Annotated in this window: 12 protein-coding genes and 4 pseudogenes; 7 read left to right on the forward strand and 9 right to left on the reverse strand. The window is 62.7% G+C overall.

Features of this window, described 5'->3' with window-relative positions:
• Nucleotides 1-235: 235 nt before the first annotated feature.
• The 4 genes and pseudogenes from G6N54_RS30965 to G6N54_RS02440 all read right to left on the reverse strand — a co-directional run bounded on the left by G6N54_RS30965 (nucleotide 236) and on the right by G6N54_RS02440 (nucleotide 4,881).
• Entirely contained in the window at nucleotides 236-901 is a 666-nt protein-coding gene (locus G6N54_RS30965) for an oxidoreductase (protein WP_264078331.1), read from the reverse strand.
• A 145-nt stretch (nucleotides 902-1,046) separates the two neighbouring features.
• A pseudogene (locus G6N54_RS30970) lies at nucleotides 1,047-1,361 on the reverse strand (oxidoreductase); the annotation flags it as partial.
• A gap of 139 nt (nucleotides 1,362-1,500) precedes the next feature.
• On the reverse strand, nucleotides 1,501-2,538 hold the full coding sequence (locus G6N54_RS02435) for a CobW family GTP-binding protein (RefSeq protein ID WP_163788428.1): 1,038 nt from the start codon (nucleotides 2,536-2,538) through the stop codon (nucleotides 1,501-1,503).
• 810 nt (nucleotides 2,539-3,348) lie between these two features.
• Entirely contained in the window at nucleotides 3,349-4,881 is a 1,533-nt protein-coding gene (locus tag G6N54_RS02440; RefSeq protein ID WP_163788429.1) for an FAD-dependent monooxygenase, read from the reverse strand.
• Between the two features lie 54 nt (nucleotides 4,882-4,935).
• Between G6N54_RS02440 and G6N54_RS02445 the strand changes: the two genes are divergently transcribed.
• The gene (locus G6N54_RS02445; RefSeq protein ID WP_163794458.1) at nucleotides 4,936-5,823 is read left to right on the forward strand and encodes a TetR/AcrR family transcriptional regulator; all 888 of its coding nucleotides are present in this window, start codon (nucleotides 4,936-4,938) and stop codon (nucleotides 5,821-5,823) included.
• A 477-nt stretch (nucleotides 5,824-6,300) separates the two neighbouring features.
• Here the strand turns inward: G6N54_RS02445 and G6N54_RS29825 are convergent, their stop codons facing one another.
• The gene (locus G6N54_RS29825) at nucleotides 6,301-6,687 is read right to left on the reverse strand and encodes a CTP synthase (protein ID WP_232073281.1); all 387 of its coding nucleotides are present in this window, start codon (nucleotides 6,685-6,687) and stop codon (nucleotides 6,301-6,303) included.
• A gap of 23 nt (nucleotides 6,688-6,710) precedes the next feature.
• On the reverse strand, nucleotides 6,711-7,016 hold the full coding sequence (locus G6N54_RS29830; protein WP_197939567.1) for a CTP synthase: 306 nt from the start codon (nucleotides 7,014-7,016) through the stop codon (nucleotides 6,711-6,713).
• Between the two features lie 97 nt (nucleotides 7,017-7,113).
• Between G6N54_RS29830 and G6N54_RS31470 the strand changes: the two are divergent.
• A pseudogene (locus G6N54_RS31470) lies at nucleotides 7,114-7,227 on the forward strand (nitroreductase family protein); the annotation flags it as partial.
• Nucleotides 7,228-7,229: 2 nt separating this feature from the next.
• On the opposite strand, the gene lysE reads toward G6N54_RS31470, so the two are convergent.
• Nucleotides 7,230-7,829 carry an L-lysine exporter gene (gene lysE, locus G6N54_RS02455; RefSeq protein ID WP_163788430.1) on the reverse strand — a complete coding sequence of 200 codons (600 nt, stop codon included), beginning with the start codon at nucleotides 7,827-7,829 and terminating at the stop codon, nucleotides 7,230-7,232.
• 76 nt (nucleotides 7,830-7,905) lie between these two features.
• Between lysE and G6N54_RS02460 the strand changes: the two are divergent.
• The 5 genes and pseudogenes from G6N54_RS02460 (at nucleotide 7,906) to G6N54_RS02480 (ending at nucleotide 12,894) form a co-directional block, all read left to right on the forward strand.
• Nucleotides 7,906-8,773 (forward strand): annotated as a pseudogene (locus G6N54_RS02460) (LysR family transcriptional regulator ArgP).
• Nucleotides 8,774-10,155: 1,382 nt separating this feature from the next.
• On the forward strand, nucleotides 10,156-11,397 hold the full coding sequence (locus G6N54_RS30975; protein WP_179969156.1) for a PPE family protein: 1,242 nt from the start codon (nucleotides 10,156-10,158) through the stop codon (nucleotides 11,395-11,397).
• 333 nt (nucleotides 11,398-11,730) lie between these two features.
• Nucleotides 11,731-12,030 carry a PE family protein gene (locus G6N54_RS02470; protein ID WP_163788431.1) on the forward strand — a complete coding sequence of 100 codons (300 nt, stop codon included), beginning with the start codon at nucleotides 11,731-11,733 and terminating at the stop codon, nucleotides 12,028-12,030.
• 234 nt (nucleotides 12,031-12,264) lie between these two features.
• Nucleotides 12,265-12,561, forward strand: a complete 297-nt coding sequence (locus tag G6N54_RS02475) for a WXG100 family type VII secretion target (protein ID WP_025735564.1) — start codon at nucleotides 12,265-12,267, stop codon at nucleotides 12,559-12,561.
• 48 nt (nucleotides 12,562-12,609) lie between these two features.
• Nucleotides 12,610-12,894 (forward strand): WXG100 family type VII secretion target, encoded by a 285-nt coding sequence (locus G6N54_RS02480; RefSeq protein WP_066824871.1) that lies wholly within the window; start codon nucleotides 12,610-12,612, stop codon nucleotides 12,892-12,894.
• A gap of 211 nt (nucleotides 12,895-13,105) precedes the next feature.
• Here G6N54_RS02480 and G6N54_RS02485 read toward each other — a convergent pair whose 3' ends face one another.
• Together G6N54_RS02485 and G6N54_RS02490 are read right to left on the reverse strand one after the other, a co-directional pair.
• Entirely contained in the window at nucleotides 13,106-13,351 is a 246-nt protein-coding gene (locus G6N54_RS02485; protein ID WP_163788432.1) for a hypothetical protein, read from the reverse strand.
• A gap of 224 nt (nucleotides 13,352-13,575) precedes the next feature.
• Nucleotides 13,576-14,171, reverse strand: a pseudogene (locus G6N54_RS02490) (dihydrofolate reductase family protein).
• Between the last annotated feature and the right edge of the window lie 48 nt (nucleotides 14,172-14,219).

The raw sequence follows: 14,219 nt of genomic DNA on the forward strand, positions 1-14,219 counted from the left end.
GGCACGAATCGCGCCATCCGCAGCCTTTGCCGCGGTGCCACCGATGACCTCGGTCAAGGGGATCGGATAAATCACTTCAGCGAGGACGAGCTGGTCGAGCTTGGTCCGCACTGCGCCATAGCCCTGGGAGTCGGACGGCTCTCAGCGACGTGGGATGTGAGCGACGACCTGCCCGAGTCGAACCGGTCGTCCGAGCATCCGGCGCCGTGGAGCTCCGCGTCGGTGTTGCGACGGGTTAGCTGTCCGGGGGGACGACCTCCGAGTCCTTGATGTCGGCAATCGGCGCGAACAGTTCGGCGGGCGCGTCGGGGGTGAGCGGTTGGCCGGTCTGTACTCGCCGTGGCCAATCCCGGTTGGCCAGAGCGGCTTTGGCCAGAGTCACAATATCGGCAGTCCCGGAGTTGATGACGGCCGCCGCGTCGCGCGGGTCGTCGAGGTGGCCGTTGACGATGATCGCCAGTCCGCTGTATTGCTTGGCCAGCTCCGCCAGTGTTTTGCCGGTGTCACCGAAAGCGGGTGCCACGGCACGGTATTCGGTGGTGTGAATGTAATCGATGCCGGTCTCCCCAAGGGCGCCGAAGATGACGGCCGCGTCGTCCTCGCCGCCAATCCACTTGTGCCGGTTGTCCGAGACCTTTCCCTGTGAGATGCGAATCCCGGTGGCCATGTCCGTGCCGACGGCCTCGGCGACGTCGTGGCAGACTTCTGCCGCGAACCGGGCCCGATTGGCGACGCTGCCACCGTAGTCGTCGGTACGGATGTTCAGGTAGTCGGTGAGGAATTCGTCGATGAGGTAACCGTTTGCGCCGTGGATCTCCACACCGTCGAACCCGGCGTCGCGCGCCATCCGCGCTGCGTTGACAAATCCGGCTCGGACTTGTCCGATCTGCTCGGTGGTCATCTCCTCGGGAGTCTGATACGGCCCGGAACCGCGATAGTTGGCCGCCTGCTGGCCCCGAGGCCGGACTGCGGGCGGGCCCCCAGGTGGCCGTCGTGTGCGGGTTGCCTTGTGACTGGCTGCCGGCGTGCATCAGTTGGGCGAACAACTTGGCGCCCGCGGCATGCACGCCGTCGACAACCCGCTGCCAGGCCTTGGCCTGAGCGGGACTTGCGATACCTGGTTGGAATAGATAGCCCTGGCTGGCCTGATCGTCGGTGTAGAGCCCCTCGGTGATCAGCAGACCGAACCCCCCCTCGGCGAAGATCCGGTAATAGGTGCCTATCCGGTCGGTGGCCAGACCCTCGGCGGTTGCGCTCACTCGAGTCATCGGCGATAACGCGACGCGATTGGCGAGGTCGACGCCACCGACGGTGGTCGGCATGAAAAGCGATTCAAGCGACGGATCCTGCTGGGTGGTCATAGAACCATCCTTACAAGATTTCTGCCAACTCGTGCCGAAGGGTGACTTCAGGGGCGGACCTGTCGCACCGGCCGGCGCAGGAGGTCAAACGTCACAGTGACGTAATGCCTTGGAGAGCCTGGATTTTCGGGGCTGGTAGTCAGAGACTGCGTCGCCGATACCGACGCAGACGGTGAACGTTGGCGAGAGTCGCAGGACCGGCGAATGGACGCAGTGCGGCATCAAGTCGAGCGCGTACGGCGTCGGTATCAAGACCCATACCAATCGCGACGAGACAGTTGGCGAACGCCCCGGGCGGGGCCGGCGCAATGTGGATCACCGTGCCGACCAGATTCACGGCAAAGGTGGGCGTGCCTTTCCCGTACCTGATCACCACGGCCCCCTTGAGGCGGTACACGCCTGTCGGCGGATCCTCGAGCAAGTCGATCAGTGCGCCGGGGTCGATTTCACCGTCGTCACTTGTCACCGTGACCGAATCGGCGTGTGAGTTGTCATGGTCGCGATCGTGAGCCATCGGGTCGGCCGGGGTATCGACGAGTAGTTCGCGCAAGGAGAGCTGCCCTGGCTCCTCGTCCCTTCCCGGCACGTCATAAAGCAGGGCAGGGTCGATTTGGCCGCCGATCGCGCCGACGACGGTGGCACGCGGATTGCGTTCTCGTACGCGCCGTTCCACGCGTTCGACTGTCGCAGTGCGATCGCCGCGGGGGAGTTGATCCAGTTTGTTGACGACGACGAGAGAGGCCACACCGTAGCGAGCCGGCGATGTTTGCCCGACGTCCACGGTGTCGAAGTGTGTCGCGGCGTCGACGACGTCGACCAGCCCGCCGAACCGCACGCCGGGTACCTCGCTGAAGCCGATGATCCGGGCGACCGAAACGGGCTCGGCCAGGCCGCTGGCCTCGACGATGACGGCGTCCAGATTGAGTCGCGGATCGGCGAGTTTGGTCAACGCGTCGTCGATCCCGCCATCATCGGGCAGGCAGCAGATGCAGCCACCGGCGATGGAGGCAGGCTCATCGACTTGGCCGGTCACCAGCATGGCGTCGACGTTGAGTTCACCAAAGTCGTTGATGATGACGCCGACTCGCGCGCCGGGACTGCGAAGCACATGGTTGAGCAGACTCGTCTTGCCGGCACCAAGATGGCCCGTCAAGCAGATGACAGGGATTGCTCGCACGCTTGTCCTTCGCGTCTCATCGGCTCTCGGGAGCCGGGCGGGGCGGTGACCGTAATGCTAATGATTTTCAATAAGGTGTAACGAGCTGGGCCTCAAATCCGGCCAGACGACTGGGGTCGATGTGCGACTTCGGCTCACGGCGATTATCCAAGAACCGTGCCGCACAGAGTAATTCGTCACAGTGACGTATTAAGGACGTCCGGCGGGGAAGGGTTACAACCGGTGACTATGGCGGGGGATGGGTATCGAGTCTGCCAGTCGGGGTGTTGCGAGAAGTCTCGTCAACCGTCGAAGAGCCGTTGGTCCGGGCCTGCGCTGTAGGACGTCGTGACCCGACGTTCCCAGCCGAGCCCTGCAAGTAGTTTATGCCGATAAGCGACATTATGTTAACTTAAGTACGCCGTTTTCATCTGATGAATCATGCCCATCCTGCCCCGCCGTGCGTTTGTCTTGCCGAGCGGTCACACCCATCTCAATCTCCTAGCGTTCTGCGCTCGATGGTACGACTCCTCGAGTATCAACCGCCCTCGATGTTAGAGTGAACGTGCGACAAGCTGGTACGAAGAAGCCCAGTAATAGGGGTCAACAACGGCCGAAGTGCCCAAGCCCTAGCCTTGCCGCCACTTTCATCGGATAACTGCTGAAGCAATCTGCGTCAAAAGGGCTTAGGCTGACGGCCCTGTGCATTCGATCACTACGTGCCCAGGAACGATGTAATCGCTCCCCGCCGGGCTTAGCGTTTTTGCGTGGCCGGGTCGTCGCCAACTTCATCATCACCGAGCAGATGGTGAGCGCCGGACCCGAGGGTAGTCAGCTGATTTCCAATAGATGGGCGGTGATGGCTGCGTGAAGTTGGGCATCGTCAACCGTTTTGCCCTGTAACGGAATTGATGCGGCAACAAACTGGTCGGGCCTAATCAGGTAGAGCCGGTCGCTGCGCAGTCGTCCCTGTGGGTCGACACCGAAGTCGGTCGGCCCTGCCACCCAGTTCGGCATGTCGGGGCGCGCGACCGTACCGGCGCCATATGTGTGTAGCTGCCAGTTCATCGGGCGCAGTGCGTGCTGGTTGTCGGCCACCGGGGGTACACGGCGACCTACGGCGGGGTCTTGGGCCCAGATCGGTGGGTTCTTGTCGTCGGCAAAGCGATAGTGCACGCGATATTGGCCTAGCAGGCCGCTGCCGAATGAGCCGATGTTCGCCTTGCTGATCAGCGGGAGGACGCATTTGCGGACGAGTTGGGCGGGGCGAGTGCGGCGACCAACGAAGCCGAACAATCGGTCGGTGACGTTTACCAGTTTTGTTGCGATGGGCCGACGCTCGCGTTCATACCTGTCGAGCGCGCCCGCTTTCACGCGGCCCTGCTCTACGTCGGCTAACAGCAGCGCCAGGTTGTGCGCGTCCTGCAGTCCCGTGTTCATGCCCTGTGCGCCGAAAGGAGAATGGACGTGGCCGGCGTCTCCGGCCAAGAAGATCGACCCGACCCGAAACTTGGTGGCGACCCGATGATGCACCCGGTAACAGGAAAACCAGTCAACCGCGCCGTAGGTTAGACCGAATTCGTCGTACAGCGAGCCCAAGGCCTCGTCCTGGGTGATCTCGTCCGTCGGAGCCAGTGCCGCCAACCGGGCGTGACCGCCGGGGCCCATGGGGAAGACGACGCCGAACAGTGACTTCCCCACCCGCAGATTCATCGCGCCTTCGGGAACACCTTTGAGGTCGCGGACGTCCGCGACCCAGAACGTTGCGTCGTCGGTCGATCCCTCGAACGGGAGGTTCAAGAGCCGTCGGACGGTCGACGACGCGCCGTCGGCTCCGATGCACCAGCGAGCACGGATGCGCTGCAGTGTGCCTTCGTCTTCGGATTCGAGGATTGCTTCGACCCGACCGCCGGGTTCGCGGGTCTTGTCCACAAGGTCGACCAGTCTGTGCCGCCAGCGGATGTCACCACCCTCGCCGCTCAACGTCTCAGTGAGCAGTGTCTCGTTGAGACTCTGCTCGAAGATCTGCATACCGGGGAATCGAGTGGCGCTGCCAATAGCCTCGGCGACACCGGGTCCGTCTGCGGAAGTCGGATTACCGATCTTCATGGACATCGCAGGGTAGGCGACGTCCAGCACGGCGTCGGCAAGTCCAAGTTGGTCGTAGATCTCCATCGACCGCGATTGCACTGCCAGCGCCTTCGACTCACGGGTCGGGCCAGCCTTGCGATCGATCACCACGGCGGGCACGCCGCGCCGGGAGAGCACCAACCCAGCCATCAATCCTGTCGGCCCTGCACCGACGACCAACACCTCGGTGTCGACCACCGGAAGGTCGTCAACACGAATCTCGGCAATGCTCATGGCTTCCTCTTTCACCGATTGCGTGATACTGCATTTAATATTACATTAGATGCTATGTCAGAGTACGTAAAGTCCGGTCTCGTGGAAGCTGCTCTACAAGCCGCCCGGGATCTCGGCAGGGACGTTGCCGATGTCCCCGTGGCCGCCATCGCCGCCAAAGCCGGGATCTCGCGCAGCACGTTGCTTCGTCGACTCGGCGGGTCCCGCGCCGCATTGGATGCCGCGGTACGCTCTGCGGGGGTAGATCCCGGTGGCCAGCTGCCGGTTCGGGCACGTGCGTTGGATGCTGCAGCTGCTCTGATTAGCGAATATGGACTTGCTGCAACCACTTTGGATTCCATCTCAACGCGCGCCGAGTGCTCGGTCGTTAGCCTGCACGCCGCGTTCGGCGGTCGCGACGGACTGATGCGCGCCGTCTTCGAGCAGCACACCCCGCTCCTCGACTTCGAGGAGTTCTTCGAACAACCGCACGGCGACCTGCAGTCGACTGTCCGTGCGTTCTATCAGATGATGGCCAATGCGCTCAGTCGCGAACCCCGTGTGGTCCCGGCTCTGTTCGCCGAGATGTTTGCGCGACCGGATAGTCCAGCCACTCAATCGTTGATCGGGCACGCCGGGCCTCGGATGTTGGGCGTGCTGGACCGTTGGCTCACCACGCAAGTTCAGCATGGGCGCATCCGCGACCTGCCCATACCGCTTCTGGTGCAACAACTTCTGGCGCCGATGCTGCTGAACATGTTTATCCGCCCGGTCGCCCAAAAAGGCGCTCCACTTACAGTGACGGACGTCGGGACCGCGTGTGATGTCTTCGCGGACACGTTCGTGCGTGCGGTGGGTACTCAGTCGACGCTGACCGGTGGCGCGAGACCCAACTGCGCGTTGATTTTCTCAGGCCAACCCCCAGGCCCGAACAGCTTCCGGGTCGGCGAGTGCGCCCGGTAGCACCGAATATGCTGTGCGCGAACGGTCTGTCCTGCGGGGAGATCTACGCTGGATGCCGCGGCGGGTCTTCAAGGCCGCTCCGCTTCCGGTTGGGATCGCAAGCCTCAGCAAACAAACCTCCTCGGCATTTGGTAAGGGCGGGCAAGCGAGTCGGGCAATGGCTATCACGGCGATCAGCCCCGCTCCTCGATCACATCCCGACCGACTGCACTGCTATGTATCGCGACGAATACGGCCGAGACGAATATGGCGGGTTACCAGTAAAGTTGGGAGGCCGCTGGTCGATCATCACCCTGCTGGGTTCGACCGCCACAACGTGTGCGGGCTCATAAGATCCGGCGCCCGATATTGGCGACCAGTCCCCCGTCTCTGATGGCATGGTTGATGACGTCGGCGATGCCTGGGTCAAGTCGTCGGGTCTGCGCGTAAGTGATCCCGGTTGGGCGTAACGCATCACCCAGCTCCGGTTTTGTGTTGTCATCCGGCATTATTCGCGGCTTCGCTCAGAAGGCCGATGATCAGCGGGTGTGGAGCATTGGGTGTGCTCCATGTCTGCGGGACGAACAACGTCGCCACAAAGAACCGAAGATGAGGGAGTTCGATGATGCGTGGTTCGCCGTCCTGGTCAGTGCCCGACACCACCAAGCCGGCGGCTGTCAGCGCCGGTAGGTGATCGAGGTTGAACCCGAAGTTGCAGTAATACTTCTCGACGACCGTGTGTTGCTTGTAAAAGCGGGCAGCAGTGGTGTTCTCACTTACCTTGACAGTCATCGTCTGGCCGACCAGTGAGCAGCTCAGTGCCGTGATGAAAAGGTCCGATGCGTAGGGGTCGTACTCTGCATGCGCGGCGTCGCTGAATCCCAACACGTTACGTGCATATTCGAGAACTACGTGCTGGTATCCCCCACACATGTGCCCAGAAGCGGGATGTCGTGCTCGCGGGCGTAGCGGATCACCTTCAATGCGCCGGTCATACTGCGGTACGGGCTTCCCGGAGCGATCCACCACCCGGTATCGCCGGAGAGTTCGTCGCTAGGCATGCCCTCGGCAACATCGGTGGCGATCCATTCCACTGCGACCGGCGGGTTGGAAGCTTTCACGCTCTGAGCGTGCTCGACGGCCGGCGCGATGGCGTTGTGCGGATCGAAGTTTGGCTGAAACTCGCCAACAATCCCTATCCGGGCCGGTGCCATACGAAAATGCTGCCACACCAGCGAGCACGGACTCAGCCGATTAATTGCCGTTAATCGGCGCCGTCCAGGTTTAGCTGAGACGACTGACGTCAAAAGCTTGTCGCCGGATGAGCTGCTCACCACAACGCGCGCTGTTCGCCGCCGGCTGGACTTGGACCGGCCGGTCGAACTCGACGTGATTAAAGACTGCCTACGAGTTGCTCTGCAGGCCGGTCAGGACAGGATCAGCGAGGCGGCTAGGGCGACCATGGTCACCGCGATCACGCCGTCCAGAATCCGCCACGTCAGCGGGTTGGCGAATAGGCCGGCCAGGCGCCGCGCCCCGAACCCGAGACTGACGAACCACACCACGCTCGCGGTCACCGCACCGATGCCGAATAACCATCGGCCGTCGGCGTGCTGGTTGGCCAGCGTTCCCAGGAGTACGACAGTGTCGAGGTAGACGTGCGGGTTCAAGAAGGTCAGAGCCAGGCAGGTAAGCACCACCGAGAGCAGCTGAGCTGAGCCGTCCTGGCTCGGGGCCATCGTGGAAGGCCGCAGCGCCCGGCGGGCGGCCAGTGCGCCGTAACCGAGCAGAAATGCCGCGCCGCCTAGTGTTGCGATGGCGACGGTCTGCGGATGTGCCGTGACCAGTGCGCCGACACCGGCGATGCCGGCCGTGATAAGCAGCAGATCGGAGATCGCGCACACGCTGACAACGGCCAGGACATGCTCGCGCCGGATGCCCTGCCGCAGCACGAATGCGTTCTGGGCGCCGATCGCCGCGATTAGCGTGAACGAGGAAAGGAATCCGACCAGGACGGGCGAGTTCATGCCTTCACGCTACGAAAGTGCACGAAATCAGTCCAGCTAATCATTCTTGTGTAGCATTAGAATAACTAATGTGGTCATGGACGGCGACCAGTTGGCGGCTCTCGCCGCCGTGATCGAGGCGGGCAGCTTTGACGCCGCAGCCGAGCGTTTGCGCGTCACGCCGTCGGCCATCAGCCAACGGATCAAATCGCTGGAACAGCGGGTCGGGCAGGTGCTGGTGGTCCGGCAGAAGCCGTGCACCGCGACCCTCGCGGCTGTTCCGCTGTTGCGGCTGGCAGCCCAGACGGCCGTGCTCGAGGCCGAGGCGTTGGCCGAGATGGGCGGCGGTAGCCCGTCGACGGTTCGAGTCGCCATCGCGGTGAACGCCGACTCGATGGCGACCTGGTTCGCTTCGGTCTTCGAACGACTGCCGGGTGTTTTGTTCGACATCCGCATCGAGGATCAAGACCACTCCGCGCGGCTGCTGCGGGACGGATCGGTCATGGGTGCGGTGACCACCGAACGCGCACCGATCCCAGGGTGCCGGGTGCACTCGTTGGGCCGGATGCGGTACCTGCCAGTGGCGAGTGAGTCCTACCTGCAGCGGTGGCTACCGGAAGGGTTCACGGCCGGCGCGGCCGCCGTCGCCCCGTCGCTGGCGTGGAATCGGGCGGACGCATTGCAGGATACGTTGGTACGCGGGGTATTTCGTCGTGACATCGCAAGGCCGACCCATTTCGTGCCGACGGCCGAAGGGTTCGCCGCCGCGGGCCCGCGCCGGCCTCGGCTGGGGGATGTTCCCCGAGGCGATCGTCGGCCCGGAGATCGCTGCGGGATCGTTCGTCCGGATCTGCGATGTCCACCTCGACGTCCCACTGTTCTGGCAGTGTTGGAGACTGGACAGCCACCTGGTCAACAGCATCACCTCCGCGGTCGCCGAAGCCGCTGCCGGATCACACCGTTGACCGCAACTTCCGAACGGACCGGCCCGCGACAGCCCTACTGCGCCTGGGCCCGGGTGGTTTCCACGCTGTTAGCCGAATCGAGGGCAACGTGACTCACCACGCCCGACCCGCCCACCGTCGATGACGTGCTCGACGTCATCTATCACCTAGGACGCGACCTGCCAAACCGCCGACGCGGTCTACCAGTCAGCGCTGGGGGCGCGACGGTGGCGTAGGAAAGCTGCGCAACGACGTCTATACATCGCAATTCAAGGACCGAGACATGACATGAGGTCGTGTCACTTCCTGTCGGGGGATTCGGCAGCGCCTACGCGCAGTCTGCACCTGTACCGAGTCGGTCGCGAAGTAGCCACCTATCACTCCCCCGCCGGCACCTTCGAGCAATATCCACGTATCGAATATGTAGCGTTACCAGCAGATGAATCACACCTGCACGCTATCCAAGGCGCTGCTCCGGACGCTGTGTGAATTTCCGTCACTCACCTGCGATTTGGCGCGAACGACCTCAGAAGTTGATTGCGCGCCCGGACTTGGGGACCGAGATTGTTGCCGTCGTCTCGATGCCTGACATCACCCACCAATCCGGCCGCGGCCATTGCTGCCTCGGGGCGGTTTCCGGATGGCATCAAACGTCATGCATCTCAGCACCTTTCGCCTGCGCGGCGAGGGGGTCCAAAGGACAGGCTTCACCTTCGAATACGTAATCCCCCTGCATAAGTAGTAACCGGGAGGAATATTGGCCAATTTAATCCCCATGAGTTGACTGTGGCCGGCCGATGCGGTGGCGCATCCGTCGCGGTCACACCAACCGCATCGGCCAGCACCCCGTTGCGAGCATCCCCACCGACGACCGCGCATTCCGTCCTTGAAAAAGCGACTCGAGCGCCCCTGCGCCACAAGAGTATTGGGGCCACCAACCGAGACAGTACCCAACGTGGCCAAGAACGCTGTCGCGGTCAGAATTGTCCGCGGTTCGGTCCGCGCGATCGCTTTCTCACGATCCGCGGCCAGCGCAATGCTGCACGGGTACGGACATGTAACTGTCCATCGCTTCTTGGGACGCCCACTCGAACACCTGGATCTCCAGCGGCCCGCAGTCTGCGCCGTCTGCCCGGGCTCGAGGCACGACCCTGCCGCCGTGCTCAGTTCAGCAATTTTCATTTCCCCTGATCAATTCGAAGGGTCCGGTTGGCTTCTACGAAACCGTATGTGGCCCTGCCTACTCGAACATTTTGTTATTTCCCGCAACAGGGACTTGTGGTGGTAGCGGCGGCAAATTATTCTTGCTGTCCAGGGGAGTCGTGATTCACATCACATCTACGGGCGGTGGGTGTAATCGCGTCAGCAGAGTCATTACGCCAACTCGGCGAGGGGGACGAGACGTGGATTTCGGTTTGCTGCCGCCCGAGATTAATTCAGCACTCATGTATGCCGGCCCGGGGTCCGGGCCGATGCTTGCCGCGGCGGCGGGCTGGGATGCGGTGGCTGCCCAACTGGAATCGGCGGCAGCCGGGTGCTCGTCGGAGCTCTCTGGTTTGATCGGCCGTTGGTTGGGTCCGTCCTCGATGAGGATGGCGGCTGCGGGTACGCGCCAGGTTCTGTGGTTACAAGCCAGCGCCGCCCGGGCCGCGCAGACCGCAGCGCAGGCCTACACCGCCGCAGCTGCCTACGAGGCCGCCTACGCCATGACGGTGCCCCCACCGCTGATCGCTGCCAATCGTGCGCAGCTGCTGATGCTGGTCGCCACCAACTTTTTCGGACAAAACACCCCGGCGATCGCGGCCACCGAAGCCCAATATGGGCAGATGTGGATTCAAGACGCCACTGCCATGTACGCCTACGCCGCCGACTCGGAAGCCGCCAGCACACTGGAGTCTTTTGACGAGCCTCAGCAGACCACCAATGAGAACGGCCAGGCGAACCAGGCCAACGCTGTCGCTCGCAACGCCGCCCAAAACACCACCAGCCGAACACAATCCGTGATCCAACAGCTCAGCTCGAACACCCAGCAGGTGACCTCAACCCCTGGCGGCGTCGACCCGCCGTTACCTGCCGGTAGCAGCGCCAACGTCGCACCCGGTGGCGCCACGATCGGTGATGGCGTCACGGTCACCGTCGGCAACGGTGCCGTCATCGACGTCGCAACTCCGCAGACCGGACCAATGATTTTTGCGAACACCGACCTCAGCTACGTGGCCGGCGGCACGACCTACATCATCCCTCAAGGCCAGACAGTGTTGTTGGGTCAGGTGGGCGGTGTCGGCGTTCCCGGCCAAATAACCAGCGGCACCTTCACGGTCACGGCTCAGGCGCCGTTGGACGTTCTCACCATTCCCAGCGGTTCCATCACCGGCGCCACCGGCGGCGCTATGGTCACCGAAGATGCGGCTGGACTTGTGGCCGCCATTAACAGCGGCTCCATCATTACTGCCCCGGCCGTCGCCCCGGTCGCTCCCGTCTCCTCGTCCGGCGGGTTGGCGGCCGCGGTGCCCGCGGCGGCCTCGCCGGGCCTGGCGGGTACGGCGGGCATTCAACCCCAGCTCGATGTGGATGGGCTCCGAGAATGGGCGCGCACAGTGGCTGGTGCTGACGCCGTTGCTGATCTGTCAGCGGGTCTGGATTGACGACTGGGGAGATGTCCATTGAAACCTAATAAATTGGTGGGCAAGGTAATTCATCCCTTGCATGGGAGGCTTCACGCATTTTCCGGTGTCCAGGCTGCAAGGGCGCCGGACCAGAAGCGACCCCTGCGCTCGGCTCGTTGCCCACCCGCCGAGTTGCCCGGTGGCGCCCCCGAGATCGAGGCGGCATTTCCCCGGGTCGTCGATACGCGCACTCGATTGCGAAGGCGCGGACCTCACGGCCACCCGGTAAACAAAGTCGTAAATAGGTGTGAATGTCCTTATTCGGGACGTCGATCGTTATCGCACACAACGGATTATGGAGGAGGAATCAATATGTCGTTTGTGACGACACAGCCGGAGGCTTTGGCCGCTGCAGCCGGGACCCTGCAGGGTATCGGTTCTGCTCTGAGCGCCCAGAACGCGGCTGCGGCGGCCCCGACGACCGGGGTGGTGCCGGCAGCGGCCGACGAGGTTTCGGCGCTTACTGCGGCTCAGTTTGCCGCACATGCACAGATGTATCAGGCAGTCAGCGCTCAGGCGACGGCGATTCACGAGCAGTTTGTGAACACGCTGTCGATCAGCTCGGGTTCGTACGCGGCTACGGAAGCCGCTAACGCGGCCGCTGCCGGCTAACTGGCTTTCGTCGTTTGGGGCTTAAGGACGCCCACAGCGAAGTGGGTTCCGCGCCAGTCGCTCAGTGGTCGGGCAAACTTTCTCAGTGAGTAGGTGGTCCGCGGGGTGCTGGTTAGGAGGGGGAACATCCTTAGGTATCCGGTTCGGCGGTTACATCAGTACTCGTAACCCGGTCGAATCATCGCTATCCACAACAAAATCTCGGATCGCAAGTAATGAAGGAGTAAAGGCAACATGGCAACACGTTTTATGACCGACCCGCACGCGATGCGTGCGATGGCGGGCCGTTTTGAGATGCATGCGCAGACGGTGTCGGATGAGGCTCGCAAGATGTGGGCGTCGTCGATGAACATCGCCGGTGCGGGCTGGAGCGGTCAGGCCCAGGCCACGTCGTACGACACGATGGGTCAGATGAACCAGGCGTTCAACAACATTGTCAACATGCTCCACGGCGTGCGTGACGGGCTGATCCGTGACGCGAACAATTACGAGACGCAAGAGCAGGCCTCGCAGCAGGCCCTCAGTCACTAGCCGTCATAGCTACGGCTGGGTAACTTTCAGACCTTAGGAGAAAACGCTATGAGCATTAATTACCAGTTCGGAGATGTGGACGCGCATGGCGCGTTGATTCGCGCGCAGGCCGCCTCGTTGGAGGCCGAGCACCAGGCCATCGTTCGCGATGTGTTGGCTGCCGGTGACTTCTGGGGTGGCGCCGGTTCGGTGGCGTGCCAGGAGTTCATCACCCAGTTGGGTCGCAACTTCCAGGTGATCTACGAGCAGGCCAACCAGCACGGGCAGAAGGTGCAAAGTGCCGGCAACAACATGGCCAGCACCGACAGCGCCGTCGGGTCCAGCTGGGCCTGATACCCGAAACTTCAGGCGCGGCAGCACACCATACTTTGGGTGTGCTGCCCCGCCAGTTCGCCTCTGTGGTAGTGGGCCGCGTCGGCACGCGTATCGCTTTGGTGCTGGCCGCGAAAGGTTTTACCAGACAAGGCAACTCAGCTAGTTCGCCAATGCTGGTGACCTCCGGCCAGATGGCCGTGGCCGCGTTTCCGATTGAACGGACCTGCTGCTAGCCCATGGTCAAGATCGCACCGGCGGAGACGCCCATCATCGCCAAGAGCGCCACTAAGATCACCGTGAACGACGCACGCAAGATGTCTTCTTCCGTGATTCGCCAGCCCGGCTTCCGTTCGGCGGGAACAGTCTTTCCTCGCCAACCGAAAGCGTTGATACTTGCCACCGCTAAAGCGAGATCGTTATGCGCGTCGGCCGCGAGGCTCTCAATTGGGTCGTTCGCGGCGAGTGCGGTCGTCATGTCAGCCCCCAGGCTTGCGGACGCCGATAGGCGCTATTAAAAGGCAGAAAGTTTCGGTCTGGTACCTCCGAAAATACTGGTGCGAGATCACGATTGCGGTAAAGATCCTTAACGGTCACAGCACACTTTTGTGCTGCCGCATCGCGCCTAAGGCACCGTCAACCTCGGTGGACCACTCTGTTTTTGCCTGCACGCGAGCGCATTTAGCCTCACGGCGTATTCGATCAGCCGTGTATTGCTTCGTACCTCAGCAGGACCGAAGGCCCGGGAGGGTGCGGGTTTCCAACACTGGCAGCGAGGTTCAGAACGGCAGTGTTGGGAAGAACGGGGTGCCGCCGCCCACGGCGGTGGGCGCGACGACGACCCGGTACTCGTCCACCAGTCCGGCCTGCACGATCGGTGCGGCCAGCGTCGCGCCGCCCACCTCCACCCTGCCGTCGGTGTCGGCTTTCAGCTTCGTCACCACCTCGACCGGGTCGCCGCGCTCGAGATGGGAATTCCAGTCGACGGATCCAGGGTGCGCGAGAACACGACCTTCGGCATGTCGCGCCAGATGCGGGCGAAGTCGACGATCAAAGGGGTGGCGTCCGGGGCCTTGTTGGCGGTCGGCCAGTACGCCGACATCAGTTCGTAGAGCCGCCGCCCGTAGAACGCGCACGCGGTCTCCCGCTTGAAGTCGTTCCAGTACTGCTCAGCTCCTCGCTCGGATCGCTCCAGTCCTATTGCCCTGTTCATCGGCGATGTACCCGTCTACCGACACGTTGAAGCCATAGATGAGTTTGCCCCTGCGGATAAGACTGGCCCGGAGGACGAAACTCATCTCGACAGCAACAGTTTTCAGACATCGAGGCTGGTGCGCGGTGCTTGG

The organism is Mycobacterium stomatepiae, assembly GCF_010731715.1.
Lineage (GTDB): Bacteria > Actinomycetota > Actinomycetes > Mycobacteriales > Mycobacteriaceae > Mycobacterium > Mycobacterium stomatepiae.